The sequence below is a fragment of the Halobacillus sp. B23F22_1 genome (genome assembly GCF_043497005.1).
Lineage (GTDB): Bacteria > Bacillota > Bacilli > Bacillales > Halobacillaceae > Halobacillus_A.
This window is the reverse complement of record NZ_JBIEKE010000001.1, coordinates 1,166,190-1,184,847: the sequence shown is the minus strand read 5'-3', so window position 1 is coordinate 1,184,847 and position 18,658 is coordinate 1,166,190. Positions and strand designations below refer to the sequence as shown.

Genomic DNA, 18,658 nt, shown 5'->3' with positions numbered 1-18,658 from the left:
CTGTGTAGGGAATCGATTACACATCTTACAATAAAAAATGTAAGCGTTTGTAAGTCGATTCAAAAAAAAGAGATGAACGTTTTGTGTAATCGATTACATATCATTTACTGCTTTGTACTATACACTATCTCTTTTAATAAGTCTATAGGTCTGAACAAATCTTTCTTTTTCTTTTATTTGCTTCAACTGTTCAAGCAATAGTCGAGCGGCTTTCTGCCCTGCTTCTTTATTAAAATAATCCACCGTGGTTAAAGAAGGAGTGACGTATTGCGACATCGTTGACGCGCCGACTCCAGCTACAGCTATATCTTCCGGAATACGAAAGCCTTGCTCTCTTAGATATTCCATTGCACCAATAGCCATACGGTCTGTGACAACAAATACCGCTGTCGGTAGTTCTTCACTACTGTTTTTAATGATTTTTTTCATCGCTTCATACCCAGATTCAATACTGAAGTCACCCGTCTCCAACCATAAATCTTTCACTGGAAAACCGTATTTGGCTAAGGAATCTTTATAACCTTTTTTGCGCAAAACTCCTACTGAAGGATCTTCTTCGCTCACCCCTATAAAAGCAATTCGCTCATGACCTTTGCTTACGAGCATGTTGGTCATATCTACTGCAGCGTGGTAGTCATCATATAAAATTGACGTCACCCCTGGAAGGTCTTGACCCAGGGAGATAAAAGGCAGTTCAACGTCTTGAATGGTCGATATAAGGTGCTCATTTATATTTGTCGCTAATAAAATAATACCGTCTACATGACGACTTTGAAGCAACCTTATATATTCGATTTCCTTTTGTTTATCAAGTTCAGTATCGGTTAAGAGGATTTGAAAGTTTTCTTTAGCAACCACTTCATTAATCCCACTAACCACTCTACTGGCGGTTTCAGTATCAATTCTAGGAATGATTACCCCTATGACTCCGGACTTTTTCGTACGGAGGGACTTAGCGGAAAGACTTGGAATGTAGCCTGTTTCTTCCACGATTTGCATAATCCGTTTTCGTACTTCTTCACTAACGTATCCGTTATTGTTTAACACGCGAGAAACGGTCGTTCGAGAAACATTTGCCATTTTTGCGATATCATTGATCGTTGTCATATCCGCGCCTCCATTACGTAATCTACAATCATTTTAGGCGATTAGGAGCAAGTTGTCTATGAATAATAAATTTATACAGTCTTTCCAAACTTAGAAAATTTCTTAATATCTTTATAGAATTCATAGCAATCTTTACATAGTTCGACCCAGGCGGTTTTACCGTCTGTAACAGTAACTAGTTCTTTCTCATCTACTAATTCTTTACACTTCCAACAAGAATCCTTAATTTCAATTGCTTCCGCTAATTCTTTTCTTTCCATATGGTCAAAATAACTCATTGTTCCAGCCCCCTAGTTTAATTTGACCTTACTATACGTTTTTTAAAGAAAAGCTTCTACTAATTAAAATGGGAACTTCATAGCACAGAACCTGTTAGAAATGTTAATTTCCCCTCTAAACTTTTAAAGTTACCTAAACTTCAGCAAGTTATAATAATTATTATTAATCTATTTTATTATTCAGGAAGATGACCTATAATCGTTACGAATAAGCCGCCAAAGTAATCTTCCACGCAATCTATTTTTATTTTAGATTCTTTTACCAGCTTCAAAGTCTCTCGATCTAAATGACATCCATCGCATAACCGCTTCCATAATGGAGTAACTGCTTTTTGCGTAAAAGCCATCCATTCTTGTTCCATTTTCACATGTTCAAATAAAATTACTTTAGCCCCAGGTTTGGCCACTCTTTCTATCTCTTTTACAGCACGTTTAGGTTCAGGAATGGTACAAAATACTAATGTACCAACAACCGTTTCAAACCGATGCTCTTTAAATGGAAGGCGTTCAGCCACTGCATCGTGAAACCTGATGATTGGCTTAGCTTGCTTTCCATTTTCAAAAGCATAATTCACCATAGCTGTGTTCGGTTCTACAGCATCCACCGAAGAGACACGGTCATGGTAATGCGGAAAATTCAGACCAGTCCCTGCTCCAATCTCAAGAACGTTCCCCCTTGCCTCCTTTAATAAGTCTTTTCTTATTTCACCCATCTTGCTTTTTTCAACAGGCTTCATAAAATAATCATAAATAATAGGAAAAATACTTCCCATCGTTCTCATCTCCTTGTGAAAACCTTATAAAATCAAGCTTCCCTATTAAGTTAAGAACATAACTTAAAAAGGTCGACATACTTAATGAGGAGTCCACTGATTAAGTCCTTTCTATAATGTGCATACAAGGTGTAATGTCGATTTTCTTAGCTAGTGTGAATTTATACTTATAAAGAAATAGAAAGTGCAATTCTCTTGAAAGTTAAAAAAAGCGGTCAGTGTGGAAATTAACTTCTACACCAACCGCTTTTTTAAATTTTCCCTTTTACGGACTTTCAGTTTTTCAGGTGGTTTCCTTAAAGATAACAGGGATAAAAAGAATTTAATTATTTTCTAAGAGTGCATCTGTTACTTCTACAGCTAATCGCTCAGCGGATAAAGGACCAGCAAAAGTCCCCATATCTCCGGGAAGCTTATAGGTTCGGTTATTTTCAACAAAATTAAGATTTGTCCACCCGGGATTATCAGCAAGTTGCTCAAAAACATTATCATCTTCCTGAACTATGTAAAAGAAATGGGCTTTCTGATAATTTTGCAAGGTTTCAACTGTGGTCTCTATAAACCCATAGATTTCTGGCTCATCAGTATGAACAAGGTTGCGAATACCGATCTCTTGAAGTACACCAGCTACTACAGAATTAGTAGTAAAATGCCTCATCGTTGGAGTATTCTGAGCTGTAAAAGCTTGCGTAACTACCGCTTCTACATTATGTATTTCTTCTTCTTCAAGGCGTGAGACTTGTTCCTTATACGTCTCATTTAATTGTTTAATCGTATCGCCGGCTACCTCCTGCTTATTAAAAATAGCAGCCATGGTATCAAATTCATCTAATAAGTGTTGGTATTGATCGTCTGCCGCTTCCTCTGAATAAGGAGAAAAAATTACTGTGGGGGCGATTTTCTCTAGTTCATCAATTATTTCTTCATGACGATATTTTGCTCCAATAATTAAATCAGGTTCCATACTAGCAATAGCTTCAAAGCTGGGTTCTGAACGAGTTCCAACATCTTCTGTTGATTCAGCCAGCGGGTCCCCTACATTAACCCAGCGATTATAGCCCTCCACATCGGCTACTCCTGCAGGCTCTATTCCCAGCGGTAATAAATGCTCGACATAAGACCATTCAAGCACGACTACTTTTTCTGGTGTACCATTTATAGTTTGTTCCCCCAATCCGTCTTCAATTGTAACGCTCCTTTCAGTATCAGTTGAAGCTTCCTCTTCTTCACTGCAAGCGAATAACCAAATGGGTAATGTCATAATTAAAAATAACCATAATTTCTTCATTCCACATGACTCCTTTCACTATGTAATCAGTTAATTGATAAAGATTATCATTATCAATACTATGTTATCCTTGGACTTTGCTTCTGTCAATAAAAATTGACGGTTTAAGCTCTTTCTTCTATACTATCGAATAACAATCTCAACAAAATTTGCTTATGTATAGGCGTGAGAATAAGGCCCAGGTGTTTCTACCCAAGCAACCGTAAATTGCTGGACTACATGACCTTCACTAAGGGCGACGTATACCCTGAGAAGTTTATGTAACACCTGGACATTTGTTCAGGTGTATTTGTTTACTTTTAAAAAAGGAGACCCCCATATGAAAATGACAAGCTATCAACGCCAACAACTGGCTGCAACAGCATTAGGAAAAAGGAAAGCAGAAGTTATTATTACTAATGGAACTATCGTTAATGTTCACTCTAAAGAACACCTCAGAGGAAAAGATATTGCCATTACATTGGGGGCGATTGCTTACATTGGAGAATGTCAACATCTTATTGGAGATGAAACAGAAATTATCGATGCAGAAGGAAAGTTTATTACTCCAGGATTAATTGATGGACATATGCATGTAGAAAGTACGATGCTGAGTGTCACTGAATTTGCTAAAGCAGCCATTAAACAAGGAACAACAACTGTTTTCATGGATCCACATGAAATTGCCAATGTCTTTGGGCTCGAAGGAGTTCGCTGGATGCACGAAGAAGGCCAGCAGCTGCCTTTACGCGTGTTCACTACTGTTCCATCGTGTGTGCCTGCAACAGAAACGTTGGAAGATGCAGGTGCAGAACTTTTACCTGATCATATTAAAGAAGCTTTGAACTGGGAGAAGGTAGCAGGTTTAGGAGAAGTGATGAATTTTCCTGGCGTAATTCATGGCGATGAAAAAATGACTAAAGAAATTGACGCAACCATTCAAGCGGGCAAAACGGTTACTGGACATATCCCGGTTGAAGATCCTAAAATGCTTCAAGCTTATGTGGCTTCAGGTGTTTCCTCTTGTCACGAAACCGTTACCCGCGAGCAGGCACTTGAAAAATTAAGATTAGGCTTACACGTGATGATAAGGGAAGGTTCAGCATGGCAGGATGTAGAACAATTAGCTCCCATCATTACAGAGGACCAGATGCCGACTGAAAATCTTTCACTTATTACGGACGACGTATATCCCCAAACATTAATTCAGCAAGGCCACCTCAATCACGTGGTACGAAAAGCTATAAAAGAAGGAATTGATCCTACTACAGCCATTCAATTAACCACCATTAACCCTGCCCATTACTTCAATTATGGAGATACGCTCGGAAGCATCGCTCCAGGGAAATGGGCAGATATTTTAATCGTAGATCAATTAGAAGAAATGAAACCGACTACAGTGATGATCGAGGGTAAAGTCATATACGACGAGGATACTTATCAAGTGACTTTTCCTACGTACACTTATCCAGCCAAGGCAAAGAATTCAGTTCATTTAAATCGCTCGTTACAAACTAATGATTTTCATGCCGCTACAACTTCCGCTTCTTCTGTTAGGGTAAATGTAATTGAAGCATTAGAAAATAATGCACGAACTGTAAAAGCAACAGCAAATCTTCCGGTAAACGACGGGGTTATTCAATCAGATCAAGAAAATGACATCATCCACCTTTCCTGTATCGATCGTCATCATCAGTCTGATCAAATTTCGAACGCTTTTGTTAAAGGATTTCAATTTAAAAGTGGAGCTGTAGCTTCTACTGTTGCGCACGATAGTCATAACCTTTTAGTCATGGGTGTAAATAAAGAAGATATGACAGTCGCAGCTAACAGACTATCTGAACTAGGTGGAGGCATGATCGTTGTAAATAAAGGAAAAATATTAGCTGAAGTTCCTCTCCCAATTGCTGGACTTATGTCTGACCAACCTTTTAAAAATGTTGTTAAGCAAGTAAAGGCTCTTGATCAAGCATGGAAAGAAATTGGATGCCCGCTGAATGCGCCATTTATGACATTTTCGTTAATTGCACTCCCCGTGATACCTAGTATACGAATAACAAATCGAGGAATAGCAGACGTGGATACATTTGAATTAATCCCATTAGAGATTAGCGAATAAAATTAGGTAAACACCCATAAAGCTCCCCATGCATATTCTACTCCTATCCCCTTCTGTTAATCGGGGGTGAGGAGGCATGTGTGGTGGAATTGACATTATCTCACGGGCTGTATGGCTTCTTTACACTGCTCATTATTATAACGATGACTTTGAGAAAAGGTGTAGTACTGCCCACCTTATTAGGGACATTTGTAGTAGCATGGGTTTTTAATGGCAGTTTAATAGGTGGGTTTACAGCAATATTCAATGCAAACCTCGTGGCTGCTAAAGAACTGTTCAATATATTTTTAATCATTACTTTCATGGTAGCGCTGCTCCATTCGTTAAAAGACTTAGGTGCTGACCGGAGAATGATTGAGCCTGTTCAGAAGGTTATGATCAATAGTCATATCTCGTTCTTCGTACTTGTCGGAGTTACGTATATTATTTCTTTATTTTTCTGGCCGACTCCAGCTGTTCCGCTGATATGCGCTTTATTAGTTCCAGCAGCCATCCGGGCAGGATTACCGGCTATGATTGCAGCCGTAGCTGTGGCTTTAGCAGGTCAAGGAATGGCCCTATCTTCAGACTATATCGTCCAGGTAGCCCCAGGGTTATCAGCAAAATCTGCGGGAATATCAACAACTGCCGTCATGGATCAAGCTTTGGTACTATCCTTTATAACCGGAGTAGTTGCTATTGGAACGGCCTATCTTATTTATCGAAAAACTTTTAGGAAGAAATCAGACCCAAGAAACGAGTTAGAGATCCAGGCCATGCAGGGACTAAAAAATGAGCACAAGAGTAGTAATAAAAACATAGATCGATGGAGTAAATTTTTTGCGGTACTCGTGCCCATATCCATGCTTGCCGTCATGATTTATATGGTTTCCACGAAATTAGAATCAGGTCGAATGGGTGGATTTGAAGGTGGAGAAGGCGCAGCCTTCATCGGAGGTGTAGCCGTTATCTTATTATTACTTTCGACGGTGGCATTTGGAAAATATCGTTCCCTCGATTACATTAGTGACCATATTACTGAAGGCTTTGTCTTTGCTTTTAAAGCAATGGGACCAGTCATTCCAATTGCAGGCTTCTTTTTTCTAGGCAGTCCTGATTTTGCAGGGAGTATCTTATCTATTTCGGATGAAGCGGCTCCAGCGTTGTTGTTTGATTTAGTACAATCCAGCCAGGAATTCCTGCCTCAAAGCGCGTTTTTAGCAGCATTTAGTGTATTGTTGATTGGGATTATTACCGGTTTAGACGGGTCAGGTTTCTCTGGTCTTCCTTTAACAGGAGCTTTAGCTGCTTCTTTAGCTAATAGTAACATTGAGCCGGAAACTTTAGCAGCGATTGGACAAATGGGGTCGATATGGACTGGAGGCGGGACCATTATTGCTTGGTCCTCCCTTATTGCCATCGCAGGTTTCTGTGGTGTTTCCGTCATGGATCTTGTTCGCAAAAACTTCATTCCCGTTATGCTTGGATTGTTGATGTCGACTACTCTAGCTTTATTTATTTTTTAAAGCTCATATAAAAACTGTCTCAAGATTTGAGGCAGTTTTTCTAATTAACATTCTAAATTAAGAAGGGGTGTTTGTTACATCTCTGGCTACAACTACAGCGTGAGTTATTTTTTGATTCTCATCCAGTACTGGTGTTCCTTTTGCATCCACTTGCACCCAGTAGCCATCAGAGTGTTTGTGTCGGTACGTTGCACGGCGGATTTGTTTTGTAGCAAGAAGTTGATTAAATTCATATCGTACACGTTCTGCATCTTCAGGGTGAATATAGTCAAAAATTCGTTCCCCTTTATACATGTCTGCCTGAAATCCAAGAACCGCCTCGTGAGAAGGAGAAGCGTATTCTACCAATCCATTTACGTTCACTACTTTTATTAGATCAGAAATATTCTCAGTAATAAAACGGTACTTTTCCTCATTCTTTCTAAGAGCCTCTTCTACTTTTTTTCGTTCAGTAATATCAACACACGAGCCTATAACTTCGACAACACATCCCCTTTTTATTAAAGGTCTTAAGGACGCAATGTAATGAATGCCGTTAACTTCCGCTTCATAGGTCACTTTATCCGTTCCATTCCAAGCTTCTTCATAATACCTTACTTTATTTGCAGCCAGATCACCAGGTAAAAATTCTTTAAGCTCACGCCCTACAACCTGTTCAGGGGTGAGCCCCAACCGATAAAGCAGTTCTCCATCACACAATGTGTGGATGAACCGCCCGTCTCGCTTTACATATTTCAGCGTCATTCCCTGCTGTTCTCTAACCGTTTCCCACAGTTCTTGGCGTACGGTACGTATTTCTTCCTCCATCCATTTCTTTTTAACCATATCATCATTAGGCCCATGCTTTTCCAATACTTTATTCACGTTACGAACGATGGTCAAAAAATCATAAGCGGCTACAGGAGGGCTGAATAAATAACCTTGGGCTTCATCACACAAATTGCTTTGTAAAAAAACGATATGATCTTCTTTTTCTACGCCTTCTGCTACGACCTGAAAATTTAACTGATGAGCCATGATAATCATCGTTTTTACAATAGTTTCATCATTAAAGTCTTGAGTACAGTGTTGAATAAATGATTGATCAATCTTAATTTTATCAATCGGAAGCTTCTTTAAATAATGCAAAGAACTATAGCCTTTGCCAAAATCGTCTATGCTGACTTGAAACCCCATGTTTTTTAGCTCTCTTAAAATCGTATAAGCAAAGTCAATATCCATCATCATGCTTTCTGTTATCTCTAACTCTATCTTCTCAGGGTTTACTCGTGTCTCTTCAACAATCCTCCGTACCATTTCCAGAAAATCAGGTTGATGCAGCTGACTCACCGAAAGATTAACAGACATGGTAATGGAATCCTGTTCCCTATGCTCCCAATCTTTTAATTGTAAGCAAGCGTTTCGTAACACCCACTCCCCAATGGGAATGATCCAGCCTGTCTCTTCCGCTAAAGGAATAAATTCGCCTGGGGAAATCATTCCTTGCTCAGGGTGTTTCCATCGAATTAAAGCTTCCGCCCCGATGAACTCGCCATTAGTTAGATCTACTTTAGGCTGGTAATAAAGCAGAAACTCCTGGTTTAATAACGCGTCTTGTAAATCTTTTTCTAAAATGACGTGAGACCGATTATCCATTGCCACAAACCCTCCTTAAGATATTTTATCTTTATATCGACAACTTTCGCCAAAATTCGAGGTGTATCCCGAGCATTTGTTCCATTTCTTAATCCAGCCGCTTCGAAATTAGTATTTTTTTCTCCAATATAATAAAATGGAAGCGTATACTTCTCAACATAAATTGTAAATGTCGAAGTAAACCAAAAGGAGAGGTTAAAAGTGAAAAAAATTGTAAATGATCCAGAATCCGTCGTTCAAGACATGTTAGATGGATTGATTACAGCTCATCCAGATTCTCTTAAACTAGTACCCGATACCACAGTTGTAGTTAGAAAAGATGCTCCCATTGCTAATAAAGTAAGTATCGTCAGTGGCGGCGGAAGCGGTCATGAGCCTGCCCACGCCGGGTATATAGGCAATGGAATGCTTGATGCTGCTGTATGCGGAGAAATGTTCACCTCCCCTACTCCTGATCAGGTGTTTGAATCTATTAAAGCGGTGGATGGAGGTGCAGGTGTTTTTCTCGTTATAAAAAATTATACAGGTGACGTAATGAACTTCGAAATGGCTGCAGAACTCGCAGAAGCAGAAGGAATTCAAGTGGAAAAAGTTATTGTTAACGACGATGTAGCTGTGGAAGACAGCTCCTTTACCACCGGACGCCGCGGGATTGCTGGCACGGTTTTTGTTCACAAAATTGCTGGAGCAAAAGCAGCTGCCGGCGGCTCGATAGAAGAAGTGAAAAGCGTGGCAGAGAAGGTTGTCGCCAATGTTCGTTCCATGGGAATGGCTATCACTCCTTGCACGGTTCCGGCTGCTGGAAAGCCAAGCTTTACCCTGGAAGAAAATGAAATGGAAATAGGAACGGGCATTCATGGAGAGCCAGGAATTGAACGAAAACCAATCGCCTCTGCCAGAGAAATCGCTGAAGAACTGACGCAAAAAGTTCTTGAAGATATTGAATTTAATAGCGGGGACGACGTAGCTGTCATGGTTAATGGGATGGGTGCTACACCCGAAATGGAGCTCTATATACTAAATAAAAAAGTAAACGAGATGTTAACAGATCGAGGACTTACGATTCATAAAACCTTCGTAGGCGATTATATGACATCTTTGGAAATGGCAGGATGTTCGATTACTTTGCTAAAGCTCGATGATGAACTAAAAACTTTATTAGATGCGGAAACGAGCGCCCCTGCTTTTCGCAAATAACCAATAAGGAGAATGCATATGGAACTGCACGTACAAGATGTAATCACTTGGATGAATAAAACGAATGAACGACTGCAAAACAACAAGGAATATTTAACTTCACTCGACCAGGCTGTTGGCGATGGTGACCACGGGATCAATATGGCACGAGGGTTTAACGAAGTCGTCCAAAAACTGGAGGGGGCAGATTATGAAACGGTATCTGATGCATTAAAAGATGTAGCGATGACTTTAATGAGTAAAGTCGGAGGGGCAGCCGGTCCTCTCTACGGTACAGCTTTTCTAAAATTATCAACATCACTTAAAGGGAAAGACTCTATCGATCAGGAACCGTTTAAAGCTGGTTTAGAAGAAGCGTTAGCCGGAATGAAACAACGAGGAAAATCAGAGGAAGGAGAAAAAACATTAGTCGACGTTTGGTCGCCGGTCATAGAAGCATTTACGAACAACTTCAACCCTGATGACTTAGTTGAAACAGCTCAAACAGCTATGGAAAAAACGAAAGATATGAAAGCAACCAAAGGCCGTGCTTCTTATCTTGGTGATCGTTCAATCGGACACCTTGATCCAGGCTCTGTGTCCTCTTTTTACTTATTTGAGTCCTTGGCCGATACACTCAAAGGAGGCGAATAAGCAGTGAAATCAGTAGGAATAGTCCTAATCTCCCATAGTTCAAAAGTGGTCGAAGGAATTAAAGACATTCTCAACCAAGTGGCAAATGACGTACCTGTTGAATTGGCCGGCGGGACAGATCAAGGAGACATAGGGACCAGTATTGATAAAATCCAAACCGCCATAGACAGAGCATACACTGATAGTGGAGTACTTATCATTTACGATCTTGGTAGTGCCATGATGAATGCAGAAGTCGCAGTTGAAATGAGCGAATTTGATGATATAGAAATCGCGAATGCTCCCCTATTAGAAGGAGCTTATGTAGCTGCAGTTGAATCAAGCATGGGGAAAAGCTTATCAGAAGTTAAACAGGCAGCTGAGCGAGCGTTGTTAGATTAAACGTATGATTTATGAAATAAGAATGAGATGCAAAGAAGCAGACATTTATACTAACGCAGAGTATAAGCGTAGTAAAAAAACATCTAACATAAATCATCCGAACGGATATCTACAGAATCGTTCGGATGATTTATGCTTTCTTCAGTTTTCCCCTGACTGTATTATTGTTCTATCGTTTGGTTTCGTCTTCGCTGCACCATATATTCCACGGCCCCGGTACCAATAAGAACTCCGCCTACGATCAGCACTAAACCTGATAAGTGATACCATTTAATAGCCTCTCCCAGAAACAAAGCAGCACCCAGTAAAGCAAAAAAAGTATTGAAATTTATAAATATAGCCGCTTCCGCTGGACCTACCTGCCTTATCGCAAAATTATAAACCATATGGCCAAACGCCGTACAAATCAATGCACTAAACAAAAACACTGCACCCAGTTCTACATCAAACAGCTGTATAATTTGACCTGGATTCGATTCCACAACTAAGCTAAATAAAAAAATTATTACAGAACCAAGGACGAGCATATACCCAGTCAGCAGCCGCGGATCTAAATCCGGATTTAATTTGCTGATTAAAATAAAACTGAACGCCTGGGCTGCAATTGAAATAAAAACGAGTACATCACCTACAGAGACCCCCGTCACTCCACCAGATCCGACAAGCGTGGTCACAATTACGCCGGCAAACCCAAGCATGAAGCCCAAACTTTTAAAAATCGTCACATGCTTACTTAATAGAACTGTAGAAAGCACCATCGTCAACAGTGGGCCTAATCCAACGATGAGACCAGTATTAACTCCTGATGTCAGCCTTAAACCGATCGCCATAAAGGCATGATGAACTATTACATTGAATGTGGCAATATAAAAGATAAGAAGTACTTCTTTTTTCGTCGGCCATCGAAGTATTTTCATAAAATACAAGATCACTAATACAGCTATCCCTGCTGCAAATATTCGAACCGATGTTAACAATATCGGATCAATATCTGTAACCAGCACTTTAATCGCAGAAACATTAAATCCCCACAACATCATAACGAAGAGAAGCAATATGTACATGCGTGCCACTTTATCACCTAATTTCTTGATTTCAACCTTCTCCCCACTATACTATGAATTCAAATGTATGACAGCTAAAACTTTTTTCTAAGTAATTCCAGTGAAACTATGGTAAAATATAATGTTACTTACTAAGAAAAGGTTGATTTACTATTGAAATACTCACACCTCCCTTTTAATTACTGGTACAACCGATTACTTGCTTCAGACCCAGGACGAAAAAGGCTTCATCAAGCTGGTAAAGCAACCATCAGCTTGATGTCTTCTGTGTTTACCGTCCTGATCATCCTCGAAATGACTAACGGTCCTGAACTTACCCCCGCTATAATGGGAGGAATTGCAGGTATGATGGGAATTCTGGTAGTTAATGATGAGACGACTGAACTAAAAAAAGGAACAACGCTTCTGCTCAGTGTATCCGCTATTGGCGGAGTCACCTTTGGATCACTCTTAGCTTGGAATGTAATTTTAGTCTCGTCTTTAATGATTGTCATCATTTTTAGTGCGTTTTATTTTTCTAAGTTCGGAAGCCGTTATTTCTCACTGGGGATGATTGCTTTTCTAACCGTTTACTTTGCTTCATTTTTAAAACTGCCGCCTCAACAATTTATTTGGTTTTATTTAGCTATTCTTATTGGAATAAGTATTGCTTATATTTGTAACTTCATCATTTTTAAAGGCACAGCTCAACTTTTAAAAAGAAGTATGTATTCGTTTCATAGACAAGCAAATCTAACGTTTCAGCTGCTTCTCGATATGCTTGAGGACGAAGCGATTGATGAAAATCGCAGCAAACGATTAACAGCAAACGTTAAAATTCTTCGAGATTATGCCGGGCATGTGTCCACCGACTTAAATACACACGATATAAAGGAACTGTGGCCGGGTCTCTCTTCATCTCAAGTAAAGCTTTATGTATTTGATACAGCTATGTTTGTTGCCACTCTTGCCGATTCGCTTTCGCAACTAAAAAGAGATGAAGCAATCAAGCCTAATGGTTTGCGGTCGTTACTTATCCAATTGATCGGATCGCTGCAGAAAGCTGATGTCCTAGCAGTGAATTATGAAGAAAGAAACTTAACAGAGGCCCAGCTGGCTACCGACGAATTAAAAAGCAAGATTAACGATTTATTTAGAAAACAAGGGGAACCGGAAGGCCGATTGTACTTACTTCGTAGAATTGAATCGATCTCTCACCACGTCACTCATGCAGCCTTGTCGATTCAACGAATTAAAAACGAAGAGTCACTTGATCGTTTTGATAAAGCCACGCGAGAAGAACAACCTCAAATGGAAGAAGAAGTGAAAAATAAAGGACTTGAGCCCACTACTAAAAAGGCATACCAAGCATTAGTAGCAGGCACCATTTCAATTGGCGTCGGATATGCCATTTCTCCGATTCAGCCCTACTGGGTGGTCCTCACTTCCTTTATTGTATTACTCGGTACTCAATCAGTCGGCCGTATTTACTTAAAAGGACTTCAACGTTCAATCGGTACAATCCTTGGAGCTGTTATCGGCTTCTTTTTAGCAAAAACAGTGTCCGGTCATTCAGAACTTGAAGTATTTCTATTGTTTGCCGTCGTGTTCTTTGCTTTCTACTTATTAACAGTCTCCTATATGATGATGAGTCTGTTTATCACCATGTTGATTGCCTTTATGTATGATTTATTACTTGGGGGGATCAGCTTTGAGCTGCTAGGCGCCCGTGTCATCGATACCATTGCAGGTGCTGGAATTGCTTTACTCGTCTCTTCTTTCCTATTTCCTACAAAAACACGAGATAAAGTTTATGAGACATTTACAGACTATCTTGATGAACTTAAAAATTACCTTATCCCTTACATTCGCAGCTTCACAGAAAACACTGATGTAAAAGCCCTGACTGACCAGGCCTTCATACTCGATGAGAAACTACAAATCATTCTTGATGAAGCAGAGCCCGTTATGCAGCATCCCGCTACACGTCGACACTCTGAGCTGCCAAAGTGGGTCACTATTTTCACGGCAGTAAATTACTACGCCAATCACCTGGTAGCCTCTTCTTATCAGAAAAATATAGGCTTTCCTAAAGAAGTACAAGACGTTTTTCCTGTTCTCGAAGAAAAACTTGTCCATAACATTACAACTATCACACAATTGCTAAATGGAGAAGACGTTTCAAAAGAATTATTTTCATTAAAAAAAGAGAGAGAACTGATCGAGAAAGGAGCCCCTCTTGAACATCAGCATTACATTGATCTTGTGCATCATGTCTATTATATCTGGCGCATAAATCAGTCGTTGCTTCTTTTAGGAGACAAACTTACAAGGGTACCACGTACCGAAAAGCTGTAAAAGAACGTAGTACCAAGTGTTAATTTTTGGACCTGTTACCCGGTACGCGGCATATAAATAATCCGAACGATTTCAATAAATCGTTCGGATTATTTTATGCCTTATTCAGATATGTCTCAGTCTCTCTCTCTTTTATACAAGCTGACGATCCCAATGACGATGTTCAGCAATGGCACTAATAAATTCATTTACAAATTTTTTCGCATCATCTCCATGCACCACCCCTGGACTAGCAGAAATATTAATTTCTTCAAGCCATTTTTTCCCTTCATGGGTTGCACCGATCGGTTTACAGTGGGAAAAAGCTTCCTGAATAAAGTATAAGGCATCCTTATGAAACTGCTCACTTACCTCATTACCGCCTACCGCATAAATGGAATCAAATAAAACGGATTCTCCCGTTAAGAACGTGTGATCTGCTTGTAACTCTGCTCCATCAGATCCTTTAATAGTGCCCAGCTTTTCACTTACAATTTCCGGCTGTACTCCTCTGTCTTTAAGTGCAGAAATAATAGAGCTGACTTCTGAGCCATCGAAGCCATTAGCCACTAGTACAGCAACTGTTCTCGTATCCGGTTTCTTAGGGGAGTTCTCCTGACTAAGAGCAGGAGAAGCTTTAGTCACGTCAGAGCCTCCGGTTCGAGGGATCTCACATCCAATGTTTTCCGCAAACCCTTGGGCTAACTCTAAGCTGACATTGGCATACATGTCTACGACTTGCTGCTGCACAGAAGGATCTTTTACTTTTCCTAATTCAAAGCTAAAGGCTTGGATGATATGCTGTTTCTCCGCATCACTCATACTGTTCCAAAATAAGGTTGCTTGTGAAAAATGGTCTTTAAAGCTTTCGCTTCTTGCCCTTACTTTTCGACCTTCCACCTTCTCTTGATAATGAGTGAACCCTCCTTCTTCTTCACTTGCAGGTTCTGGAGTATTATCTGCCAATGAATTCTTATGATAACTGACCGGTCCTTTGTTAATCGTCATGCGGCTGTACCCATCCCGTTGGTTATTATGAAATGGGCAAACTGGCCGGTTGATCGGAAGCTCGTGGAAGTTTGGTCCCCCGAGTCGAATAAGCTGAGTATCTGTATAAGAAAACAAACGTCCTTGCAGGAGCGGGTCATTAGAAAAATCAATACCTGGTACAACATTTCCAGGATGGAAAGCCGCCTGTTCCGTTTCAGCAAATACATTATCGACATTCCTGTTCAGCGTCAGCTTTCCAATGATTTTAACGGGAACATCTTCTTCAGGCCATAGTTTCGTAGGATCAAGAATATCAAAGTCGAAGTTATACTCTTCATCTTCTTTAATGATTTGTACACCAAGCTCATATTCTGGATAATCCCCAGCTTCAATCGATTCGTAAAGGTCCCCGCGATGGAAGTCCGGATCCTTTCCGTTAATTTTTTGCGCTTCATCCCATACGAGCGAATGCGTACCAAGGACAGGCTTCCAATGAAATTTAACAAAGTGGGCTTCCCCACGTTCGTTTACGAAACGGAATGTATGAACTCCAAAACCTTCCATCATCCTGAAACTGCGCGGGATGGCGCGGTCAGACATAGTCCACATAACCATGTGTGCGGACTCCTGATTGTTAGCTACAAAATCCCAGAATGTATCATGAGCAGAAGCAGCCTGCGGCATTTCATTATGAGGTTCAGGTTTTACAGCGTGTACCAGATCGGGAAACTTAAGAGCATCTTGAATAAAGAAAACCGGAATATTATTTCCTACTAAATCATAGTTTCCCTCTTCTGTGTAAAACTTCGTTGCAAATCCACGAGCATCGCGGACTGCTTCTGCTGAACCTTTATTACCCGCAACTGTAGAAAAACGAACAAAAACAGGAGTTTTTACTGAAGGGTCTTGTAAAAATCCAGCTTTCGTATACTCTTTCATAGATTCATAAAGCTCGAACTCCCCATGAGCTGCAAAACCGCGCGCATGTACTATTCGTTCAGGGATTCTTTCATGATCAAAGTGAGTCATTTTCTCTCTAAAATGAAAGTCTTCCATTAATGTTGGTCCACGTTCTCCAGCTTTTAAGGAGAATTCATCTTCCGACACCTTTGTTCCATGATTCGTCGTCATTTTCTTTCCGCGGTCATCCGTTCTAAACTGCTCTAATTTTTCATTCTTCTTATTTTCGTTTGTCATCCTGATTTCCTCCTTAATTTGTAGAAATATGTATAATCGAATACTATATTCAGATACCTCTTTTGCTTACGAAATAAACCGTTTTCAATTAATTCCATAAATTTAACCCTACTTTATCACTATCATATGTTAACTTGTGAAAGACATTTGTGTTTAATCGTATTAAAATGAACGTTTCCTGTGAATTTTGGCATAATTAACCAATGAAAAGACAAATTTTCGAATATTTCAAACAGTTCGATTGACTCTGGGTAAATATTCTATATTTTTCTATAATTGTAATTAATCTTTTAAAGGAGGAATTTATTTTGAAGAAAAAATATGTTTTGCCCATCGCTGTCTTATCATCTGCTTTATTCATAGGCAACATTGCACCTGTACATACAGAGGCTGTAAACCTTCAAGCAAATACTGCTAATAATTTCAGCCAATCAAACGAAAATAAGCCTTTTTTTGTAAAAGAAAAGCAAGCGAATAAAGCTCAAGCTACTTCCGCAAACGAAAATGCTGCAAAAGCCCACCTAAAAAACAACAAAGAGAAATATAACATTGACTTACCCGAAGAAAGTCTAAGTTCCGCGAAGGTATCAAAAGACAAGCTGGGGTTAACTCATGTCGAAATGAAACAACAAAAAAATGGTTTTCCTGTAGAAGGCCATGAAGTAACCGTTCATTATGACAAAAATAACAAAGTACAAGCTGTAAATGGCCAGTTCAGTTCATCCGTCGAATCTGAGGAAATAAATACAAAAGCTTCGTTGTCCGAAGACGAAAGCGTCAAAATTGCAGAAGCAGCAGTAGAGGCACCAGACAAGTTGGAGGAATCTCCTACATCAGAACTTGTCATTTATCCTTTTAACGACAACAACTACTTTGCCTACAAAGTAAACGTAAACTTCTTAGGTGAGCAACCGGGGAATTGGTATATTTACGTGAACGCTAAGACTGGAGAGGTTATTGATCAGTACAACGCTATTATGCATGCTAAAGACTATAAATCTTCTAAAGGAACAGGAATTGGTGTGTTAGGGGATAGACGTCAATTACATATCACCCATAAAAATGATAAAGAAAACGACAGAGGAACATCTTTTTATCTATACGATAATTCTCATGATAATTTAGATGGTATTTATACAAATGATTTAAAAAACGAGTGGGGATTTAACTCTAGTGAAATTTTCAATTCTCATCGAGCTGTCTTTAAAGAAGATTATGACCGTCCTGCTGTAGACGCTCATTATAATTCAGAGAAAGTTTATGAATACTATCTTGAGGAACATGATCGCAATTCGATTGATGGAGAAGGTATGGCTATTGTTTCTAACGTACATTACGGTGAAGAATACAATAACGCTTTCTGGAATGGAAGTGAAATGACTTATGGAGATGGAGACGGAGAGTTTTTCGTTCCATTATCCGCAGGGCTGGACGTGGCTGCACACGAAATGGCTCATGGTGTAACCACTCATACAGCAGGATTAAAATATCGCAACCAATCAGGTGCTCTTAATGAAGCTTTTTCTGATATATTCGGCGCGTTAGTCGACGAAAATGATTGGGAAATTGGCGAAGATATCATGGCGGAAGAAGCTAAAGATTCCGGAAGAACTTCTCTTAGAAGTTTGAGCCACCCAAGTAAATATCCTGTAGGAGAAGATTATACTCCTTATGGAAATGGCAGTGGCATGTATCCTTCACACATGGATGAATATTATGACCTCCCCAGTGATCTGGATAATGGCGGGGTTCACATTAATTCATCGATCATTAATCATGCGGCTTACCTTACTGGCGAACAAATAGGAAAAGAAAAGCTGGGTCAAATCTATTATCGTGCCTTAAACATCTATTTAACGCCAGATTCTGATTTTAGTCACGCTCGAGAAGTACTGATTCAATCAGCTGAAGACATCTATGGAGAAGGGAGCGAAGAAGCTGCTGCAACTGAAGATGGGTTAAACAAAGTGGGTATTACAGAGTAATAGACAAGGTCAGGGCGTCAGTTGATACTGACGCTCTAAGGCTGTCAAGAAAGTTATCGACAGCTTTAAATTTTTGCATTTTTACTTAAATTTTATCTATCAGTACACTAAAGAACGGGATAAGCTGATTTATTGTCGCTCGCCCGCCACAAGTGCTCATGACAGCTGCCAAAGAAAATCTAAGGAGCGAAGGCCCCTTCCACTCCTGCAG

The 18,658-nt window shown here is 39.8% G+C and carries 14 protein-coding genes and 1 riboswitch; of the genes, 7 read left to right on the top strand and 7 right to left on the bottom strand.

Going from position 1 to position 18,658, the window contains the following annotated elements:
- Nucleotides 1–117 precede the first annotated feature (117 nt).
- The 4 genes from ACGTNH_RS06035 to ACGTNH_RS06020 all read right to left on the bottom strand — a co-directional run bounded on the left by ACGTNH_RS06035 (nt 118) and on the right by ACGTNH_RS06020 (nt 3,446).
- Nucleotides 118–1,107 carry a LacI family DNA-binding transcriptional regulator gene (locus ACGTNH_RS06035; protein ID WP_394585740.1) on the bottom strand — a complete coding sequence of 330 codons (990 nt, stop codon included), beginning with the start codon at nt 1,105–1,107 and terminating at the stop codon, nt 118–120.
- 71 nt (nt 1,108–1,178) lie between these two features.
- A complete protein-coding gene (locus ACGTNH_RS06030) occupies nt 1,179–1,385 on the bottom strand; it encodes a hypothetical protein (protein WP_394585739.1) in 207 nt (68 codons plus the stop codon).
- A 176-nt stretch (nt 1,386–1,561) separates the two neighbouring features.
- Complete coding sequence (locus ACGTNH_RS06025; protein WP_394585738.1) at nt 1,562–2,158, bottom strand: class I SAM-dependent methyltransferase; 597 nt, start codon at nt 2,156–2,158, stop codon at nt 1,562–1,564.
- Between the two features lie 322 nt (nt 2,159–2,480).
- Nucleotides 2,481–3,446 (bottom strand): ABC transporter substrate-binding protein, encoded by a 966-nt coding sequence (locus tag ACGTNH_RS06020; RefSeq protein ID WP_394585736.1) that lies wholly within the window; start codon nt 3,444–3,446, stop codon nt 2,481–2,483.
- A gap of 135 nt (nt 3,447–3,581) precedes the next feature.
- Nucleotides 3,582–3,684: riboswitch (purine riboswitch) on the top strand.
- A gap of 87 nt (nt 3,685–3,771) precedes the next feature.
- Here ACGTNH_RS06020 and ade point away from each other — a divergent pair.
- On the top strand, nt 3,772–5,544 hold the full coding sequence (gene ade / locus ACGTNH_RS06015) for an adenine deaminase (RefSeq protein ID WP_394586144.1): 1,773 nt from the start codon (nt 3,772–3,774) through the stop codon (nt 5,542–5,544).
- A gap of 83 nt (nt 5,545–5,627) precedes the next feature.
- A complete protein-coding gene (locus ACGTNH_RS06010) occupies nt 5,628–7,049 on the top strand; it encodes a hypothetical protein (RefSeq protein WP_394585735.1) in 1,422 nt (473 codons plus the stop codon).
- Nucleotides 7,050–7,106: 57 nt separating this feature from the next.
- Here the strand turns inward: ACGTNH_RS06010 and ACGTNH_RS06005 are convergent, their stop codons facing one another.
- A complete protein-coding gene (locus tag ACGTNH_RS06005; RefSeq protein WP_394585734.1) occupies nt 7,107–8,684 on the bottom strand; it encodes an EAL domain-containing protein in 1,578 nt (525 codons plus the stop codon).
- Between the two features lie 201 nt (nt 8,685–8,885).
- Between ACGTNH_RS06005 and dhaK the strand changes: the two genes are divergently transcribed.
- Genes dhaK through dhaM form a run of 3 tightly spaced genes read left to right on the top strand, consistent with a single transcriptional unit; the run spans nt 8,886 to nt 10,895 of the window.
- Nucleotides 8,886–9,881: a dihydroxyacetone kinase subunit DhaK gene (gene dhaK / locus ACGTNH_RS06000; RefSeq protein WP_394585733.1), complete on the top strand. Its 996-nt coding sequence runs from the start codon at nt 8,886–8,888 to the stop codon at nt 9,879–9,881.
- 18 nt (nt 9,882–9,899) lie between these two features.
- Entirely contained in the window at nt 9,900–10,514 is a 615-nt protein-coding gene (gene dhaL / locus ACGTNH_RS05995) for a dihydroxyacetone kinase subunit DhaL (protein WP_394585732.1), read from the top strand.
- A gap of 3 nt (nt 10,515–10,517) precedes the next feature.
- A complete protein-coding gene (gene dhaM, locus ACGTNH_RS05990) occupies nt 10,518–10,895 on the top strand; it encodes a dihydroxyacetone kinase phosphoryl donor subunit DhaM (protein WP_394585730.1) in 378 nt (125 codons plus the stop codon).
- A 161-nt stretch (nt 10,896–11,056) separates the two neighbouring features.
- On the opposite strand, the gene ACGTNH_RS05985 is transcribed toward dhaM, so the two are convergent.
- The gene (locus tag ACGTNH_RS05985; protein ID WP_394586143.1) at nt 11,057–11,959 is read right to left on the bottom strand and encodes a DMT family transporter; all 903 of its coding nucleotides are present in this window, start codon (nt 11,957–11,959) and stop codon (nt 11,057–11,059) included.
- A 153-nt stretch (nt 11,960–12,112) separates the two neighbouring features.
- Here ACGTNH_RS05985 and ACGTNH_RS05980 point away from each other — a divergent pair, with 153 nt between their 5' ends.
- Nucleotides 12,113–14,296 carry an FUSC family protein gene (locus ACGTNH_RS05980; protein WP_394585729.1) on the top strand — a complete coding sequence of 728 codons (2,184 nt, stop codon included), beginning with the start codon at nt 12,113–12,115 and terminating at the stop codon, nt 14,294–14,296.
- 132 nt (nt 14,297–14,428) lie between these two features.
- On the opposite strand, the gene ACGTNH_RS05975 is transcribed toward ACGTNH_RS05980, so the two are convergent.
- The gene (locus tag ACGTNH_RS05975; RefSeq protein ID WP_394585728.1) at nt 14,429–16,462 is read right to left on the bottom strand and encodes a catalase; all 2,034 of its coding nucleotides are present in this window, start codon (nt 16,460–16,462) and stop codon (nt 14,429–14,431) included.
- Between the two features lie 308 nt (nt 16,463–16,770).
- Here ACGTNH_RS05975 and ACGTNH_RS05970 point away from each other — a divergent pair, with 308 nt between their 5' ends.
- On the top strand, nt 16,771–18,447 hold the full coding sequence (locus ACGTNH_RS05970; protein ID WP_394585727.1) for a M4 family metallopeptidase: 1,677 nt from the start codon (nt 16,771–16,773) through the stop codon (nt 18,445–18,447).
- The last annotated feature ends 211 nt before the right edge of the window (nt 18,448–18,658 follow it).

Excerpts from the sequence above, each read along its gene's own strand:
- ACGTNH_RS06035 (WP_394585740.1), bottom strand. The coding sequence starts at position 1,107 with ATGACAACGATCAATGATATCGCAAAAATGGCAAATGTTTCTCGAACG.
- ACGTNH_RS06030 (WP_394585739.1), bottom strand. The coding sequence starts at position 1,385 with ATGAGTTATTTTGACCATATGGAAAGAAAAGAATTAGCGGAAGCAATT.
- ACGTNH_RS06025 (WP_394585738.1), bottom strand. The coding sequence starts at position 2,158 with ATGGGAAGTATTTTTCCTATTATTTATGATTATTTTATGAAGCCTGTT.
- ACGTNH_RS06020 (WP_394585736.1), bottom strand. The coding sequence starts at position 3,446 with ATGAAGAAATTATGGTTATTTTTAATTATGACATTACCCATTTGGTTA.
- ade (WP_394586144.1), top strand. The coding sequence starts at position 3,772 with ATGACAAGCTATCAACGCCAACAACTGGCTGCAACAGCATTAGGAAAA.
- ACGTNH_RS06005 (WP_394585734.1), bottom strand. The coding sequence starts at position 8,684 with ATGGATAATCGGTCTCACGTCATTTTAGAAAAAGATTTACAAGACGCG.
- dhaL (WP_394585732.1), top strand. The coding sequence starts at position 9,900 with ATGGAACTGCACGTACAAGATGTAATCACTTGGATGAATAAAACGAAT.
- ACGTNH_RS05985 (WP_394586143.1), bottom strand. The coding sequence starts at position 11,959 with ATGTACATATTGCTTCTCTTCGTTATGATGTTGTGGGGATTTAATGTT.
- ACGTNH_RS05975 (WP_394585728.1), bottom strand. The coding sequence starts at position 16,462 with ATGACAAACGAAAATAAGAAGAATGAAAAATTAGAGCAGTTTAGAACG.